Annotated in this window: 5 protein-coding genes; all 5 read right to left on the reverse strand. The window is 39.5% G+C overall.

Annotated elements, in window-relative coordinates; translation table 11 throughout:
* Positions 1–2: 2 nt before the first annotated feature.
* The 5 genes from ACMZ6U_RS09115 to pheS all read right to left on the reverse strand — a co-directional run bounded on the left by ACMZ6U_RS09115 (position 3) and on the right by pheS (position 5,000).
* Positions 3–422, reverse strand: coding sequence for a YbgA family protein (locus ACMZ6U_RS09115; protein ID WP_416108107.1), 420 nt, complete (start codon positions 420–422; stop codon positions 3–5).
* A complete protein-coding gene (locus ACMZ6U_RS09120) occupies positions 388–765 on the reverse strand; it encodes an OsmC family peroxiredoxin (protein WP_416108109.1) in 378 nt (125 codons plus the stop codon). Before ACMZ6U_RS09120 ends, ACMZ6U_RS09115 begins: the two co-directional genes overlap by 35 nt.
* Before the next feature lie 56 nt (positions 766–821).
* On the reverse strand, positions 822–3,227 hold the full coding sequence (gene pheT / locus ACMZ6U_RS09125; RefSeq protein ID WP_416108111.1) for a phenylalanine--tRNA ligase subunit beta: 2,406 nt from the start codon (positions 3,225–3,227) through the stop codon (positions 822–824).
* 190 nt (positions 3,228–3,417) lie between these two features.
* On the reverse strand, positions 3,418–3,945 hold the full coding sequence (locus ACMZ6U_RS09130) for a GNAT family N-acetyltransferase (protein ID WP_416108113.1): 528 nt from the start codon (positions 3,943–3,945) through the stop codon (positions 3,418–3,420).
* Between the two features lie 11 nt (positions 3,946–3,956).
* Complete coding sequence (gene pheS / locus ACMZ6U_RS09135; protein WP_115130478.1) at positions 3,957–5,000, reverse strand: phenylalanine--tRNA ligase subunit alpha; 1,044 nt, start codon at positions 4,998–5,000, stop codon at positions 3,957–3,959.
* Positions 5,001–5,432 lie beyond the last annotated feature (432 nt).

Genomic DNA, 5,432 nt, shown 5'->3' on the forward strand with positions numbered 1-5,432 from the left:
TTTTATAGCCCTTTTTGAAGGATACGGGACGCCAGTAAGTAAGTCACTTGATACTTTTCTGCTAATCGTTTAAGAAAAGCCAACATATCTAAAGAACTAGTAGCAAGGCTTGCTTCAAGACTCTTATAGATTGCCAATTCATCACTAGTAGCCTGCTTTTTGAAGTAACCCCAGATATGTTGATAGGCTACTCTTAAAGTTTTTTCACTTGGAGAAATGGCTTGCGCTTCTAATATCAACTGTTTAAATAACTGATATTTCTCGTCTGACCATTCATTGCCCTTGAAAAGTTGACGCAAAGCATTATAATGTTGTTGCGAATGCGCCATGACCCAATATTTTTGATAAGCCCATTCTTTTTGAGCCTCTAACAAAGAATTCCCTGGTTTAGAAGTCATCATTTTCAACCAAGCTAATATCATAAGTAAGATCATCCCGAAGCATTTTCTTAACACGGCACTGCTCATCTACATAAGCCAAAATCTCTTCTATCATCGTATTGTCTAGGACATGAGCAATTCCTACAAGGAGTTTAAAATGTCCCTCGTCATATGTTGAATCGACTACACTAGCTACAACTGTTTCTTGATGAAAACGAGCAAAATAACCTTGAATACACATGGTGACGCATGAAGCCAAAGCGATATTAACCAAACTCATAGGCGTCTCCCCATCTTTAGGAAAACCAAAGAGTTCTACGGATTTCCCATAGCCTTCTGATACTGAATGATAAAGCTTATCTCCTTTTATTTTTGTTTGATACATTGTCAACCTCATTTCTAATGCCTTAAAAGCCCAAGACTGAGATTTGAGCTAATGGTTTATCGAATTTCTGCTCCAAGCTTCTCAGCCAGTGATTTTGTGATTTTTTCCATATACTTAGCTACTTCTTCATCCGTTAAATTATCGTTTGGATTTTGGAAGGTTAGGCTATAAGCCATGGATTTCTTACCTGATTCAATATTATTACCAGCATAAACATCAAAGAGTTTGATAGCTGTTAAGCGTTTGACACCTGCATTTTCAATCGCATCCACAATTTCTTGATGACTTGTTTCTTGATTCAATAGCAAGGCAACATCACGAGATACAGCAGGGTATTTGGTAATATCAGTAAAAATTAAATCATTTGTCAAAGCTACTTCAATAGCTGAGAGATTGAGCTCTGCCACATAAGTTTCTGGAATATCAAAATCTTTAGCCGTTTGTGGATGAACTTGTCCCACAAAACCAACTTTAGCGCCATTTAAGATAATCGATGCTGTACGACCTGGATGCATATTTGCCATATCTTTTTCAGCGATATAAGTCACATCCAAATTAAGCTGAGCAAAGATCATCTCCACAATACCCTTGGCATAGAAGAAATCAACTGGAACTGCTGTTGTTTGAAAATCTTTTTCAGCTACTAGACCTGATAAGGTCATCCCAAAGGTATTGATTTCATTTGGTAAATCTTCTTTTGGATTGCCAGTTTGTTCAAAGACCTTACCAATTTCATAGAGGGCAAGGTTTTTGTTCTTACGAGCGACGTTATAAGCCACGATATCCAAGATACCTGATGTCATGTTTTGACGAAGAGCGGAACGGTCAACAGTCATTGGCCACATGAGCTCTGTCAGATGACTAGGTGCCGCATTGAAGGCTGTCGCTTTTTCAGGAGTTGTTAAAGCGTAAGAAATAACTTCTGTTAAGCCTGCTCCTTCAGCCACAGCCTTAACTTTACGACGTAATTTCTGAGTCCTTGTCAAGGCACCAGCTGTTCCTGCTGCTTCTGGAAGAGTCGTTGGTAATTTATCATAGCCATAAATACGAGCAATTTCCTCAACCAAGTCAGCTTGGATGCTAATATCCCAACGACGACGAGGAACGGCTACCGTGAATCTGTCAGCTGAACCTGATAATCCGAAGCCAAGTTTCGCAAAAACGTCTTCAATATCAGAATAGGTCAATTCGGTACCCAAACGAACATTGACATAGTCTAAGGTCGTTGACACTTCCACAGGTTCAGTAGGCAGAGCACCTGCTTGCACACGACCTGATAAAACTTCTCCTCCAGCTAATTCTTCAAGCATAGCAGCTGCAAAATCAAGTGCTTCTGTAACGGTATCAAAGTTAATCCCTTTTTCAAAACGAGATGAACTTTCAGAGCGAAGGTTCAAGCGACTTGATGTTTTACGGATTGACTTACCATCGAAAACAGCTGCTTCAAGAACAACGGTCTTAGAAGAATTATCAATCTCAGTATCCTTACCGCCCATAACGCCAGCTAGAGCGACAGGTTTATCCGCTACTGTGATAACAATATCATCAACAGTCAATTTACGTTCTTCACCATCAAGAGTGACTAAGGATTCCCCATCACGGGCATCACGAGCTACAATTTTGTTCCCTTGGAATTTAGCTAGGTCAAAGGCATGCATAGGTTGTCCAAAGTAAAGCAAGATGTAGTTGGTGACATCGACGACATTATTAATCGGACGAATGCCAGCGTTCATGAGAAGGTTTTGTAACCACTGTGGGCTTGGTGCCACTGTCACATTTTCAACCACACGACTAGCATAAGTCATGACCTTGTCGGACTCAATAGCAACTTCAATAACTTCTTTAGCTGATTTAGTAACTTCTGTAACTGATTTTTCTGGGAAATTCACAGTTTTATCATAAATGGCAGCTACCTCATGAGCAACACCCCGCATAGAGAAAGCATCGGCACGGTTAGGTGTAATTGATAGTTCGATAATTTCATCATCCAAATCAAGATATGGGAAGATGCTATCACCTGGTACAGCATCTTCAGGCAAGACTTGAATACCGTCTGAAAATTCTTTTGGAATAATAGATTCTGGCAATCCTAATTCTTGAAGCGAACAAATCATCCCAAGAGATTCCATACCACGGATTTTACCTTTTTTAATCTTATAGTTATCAGCAATGCGTGCTCCTGGAATAGCTACAATAACCTTGATTCCTGCTGTCACATTTGGAGCACCACAAACGATTTGACGAGGCTCTTCATCCCCTGTATCCACTTGACAGAGGTGCAAGTGAGTTTCTGGAACATCTTCACATGAGATAACATGACCCACTACTAATTTTGATAAGCCTTCAGCAGGAACTTCTACACCTTCCACTTCAATTCCTGTTGTAGACATTCTTTCAGCTAATTCAGCAGATGAGACATCGATGTCCACCAACTCCTTAAGCCATTTATAAGAAACTAACATAATCAATAAAATACCAAGTCAAATGGAAAAGTAACCATAAAAAGTTAATAACTATTCTCCTTTGTCATTGTTACTCAATATTTGAACTTGATTTATTTCCTTTCACTTAAATTTTTATAGGATAATTTTTGCTATTAAGAATTGCCCACTTAAAAGCTATATCTTTCAATTTGTATCTTCTTTTTGGGACTTAACTCAAGCGTTTTCTTAATAACCAGCCTGTATCAACCTTATCTTCAGAAACGACAAACTCATGCTCGGCAAATTTTTCAAAACCATAGCGACTATAAAATGTTTGAGCTTTAATATTGTGCTCCCAAACACCTAACCAGGCCCAATCAAAGGGACCTGATTCAGCTACTTCCAAAGCATACTCAAAAGCAAACTTACCTAATCCCGCTCCTTGATAGGCTTTTAAGATATAGATTCGTTGGATTTCCAACGCATTATCTAGTTCAAATTCTGTCTGAGCTTCTCCCCAATTAAGTTTAAGGTAACCGACCACTTGATTGTTTAGGAGAATAAAATTAATTTCAGTATCCGGGTGCTTTAGCTCAGCCTGCAAAGTTTCTAGAGCATCATCTGTGTCAAAAAAAGATTGCAGTTGCTCAGGTGTGTTATCATGTCCAAAAGTCTCTGTGAAGGTCTGCTCTGCTATAGATTTTAGAAGAGGCAGCTCATCCTCGCGCACAGGTCGAATGCCAATCATCTTAACCATTTTACAACCTCCTACTTGAATTGAGCCGAAAAGCGAGCATCTCCTTGGTAGAAACCACGGATGTCATTGATACCATAGCGAAGCATGGCAACACGTTCTTGACCTAAACCAAAGGCAAAGCCAGAGTACTTCTCTGAATCAACGCCAGACATTTCAAGGACACTTGGGTGAACCATACCTGCACCAAGAATTTCAATCCAGCCTGTTTTCTTACAAACATTACAGCCCTTCCCGCTACACTTGAAACACGAAACATCAACCTCTACAGATGGTTCTGTGAATGGGAAATAGGACGGACGAAGGCGAATCTTACGGTCTGCACCGAACATTTTTTGACTGATTAACTCAAGCGTTCCTTTAAGATCAGCCATAGAGATATTTTCTCCTACAACAAGTCCTTCAATTTGATGGAATTGATGTGAATGAGTCGCATCATCAGTATCACGACGGAAAACACGTCCTGGTGAAATCATTTTAAGTGGACCTTGACTGAAATCATGCGCATCCATTGTACGTGCTTGGACTGGACTAGTGTGCGTACGCAACAAAATGTCTTCTGTGATATAGAAAGTATCTTGCATGTCACGCGCAGGATGGTCTTTTGGTAAATTCATACGCTCAAAGTTGTAATAATCTTTTTCAACTTCGTAGCCGTCCACAACTTGATAGCCCATACCGATAAAAATATCTTCGATTTCTTCACTAGTCTGTGTCAGAACATGACGATTCCCCAAAGTCATTTGACGACCAGGAAGGGTTACATCAAGACTTTCTGACTCAAGTTGTGCCTTGATTTTGGCAGCTTGAACAACTGCTGCTTGCTCTTCAAAGGCTTTTGTCAAAACGTCTCGAACTTCATTGACTTGTTTACCCACAACAGGTTTTAAGTCATTTGATAAATCCTTGAGGCCTTTTAAGAGCTCCGTCAACGAACCCTTTTTCCCAAGAATTTGGACGCGCAAGTCTTGTAATTCTTTTGAATGATCGCCATTCAATTCTTTTAATTTAGCCTGCGTTGAATTTTTCAACTCTTCTAATTTAGCTTGTAAATCCATAAGTTAAGATATATTGAGCTGTCCGCTAGCAAAATAAACAACCAATCTTGTGACGGTTTCATGCTAACAGTTAGCCCCGTTTAATTGCAGTCAAATAGTGACTGTAACCAAACCTTCCTTTCATCAATAATTATGTAGTTCTTCTGAATCTTTAAGGCAATCGTTGAGGATAAAAAAAGGTGCCAAAACTCCTGAAACGGAGCGTTGACACGCGGTACCATCCGATTTTTATCTAGCAAAGCAGACCTTAATTCGACTGTCTCCAATATGAGTGAATTCGTCCTATTTCACTTCAGAAGAGTTCCAGTCACGCTCTTCATTCCCTGACAAGTTTCCTAAGATTACTAGTCTCACAGACATCTATTCAATTACTAATAGTTTATCAAAAAATTGACACTTAAACAAGTGTCAGTTTCTCAACCACTACTCATT

The organism is Streptococcus pluranimalium (assembly GCF_047785745.1).
Taxonomy (GTDB): Bacteria; Bacillota; Bacilli; order Lactobacillales; family Streptococcaceae; genus Streptococcus; species Streptococcus pluranimalium_B.

Coding starts and splice junctions, on each gene's coding strand:
- pheS (WP_115130478.1), bottom strand. CDS start 5,000: ATGGATTTACAAGCTAAATTAGAAGAGTTGAAAAATTCAACGCAGGCT.
- ACMZ6U_RS09120 (WP_416108109.1), bottom strand. CDS start 765: ATGTATCAAACAAAAATAAAAGGAGATAAGCTTTATCATTCAGTATCA.
- ACMZ6U_RS09115 (WP_416108107.1), bottom strand. CDS start 422: ATGATATTAGCTTGGTTGAAAATGATGACTTCTAAACCAGGGAATTCT.
- pheT (WP_416108111.1), bottom strand. CDS start 3,227: ATGTTAGTTTCTTATAAATGGCTTAAGGAGTTGGTGGACATCGATGTC.
- ACMZ6U_RS09130 (WP_416108113.1), bottom strand. CDS start 3,945: ATGGTTAAGATGATTGGCATTCGACCTGTGCGCGAGGATGAGCTGCCT.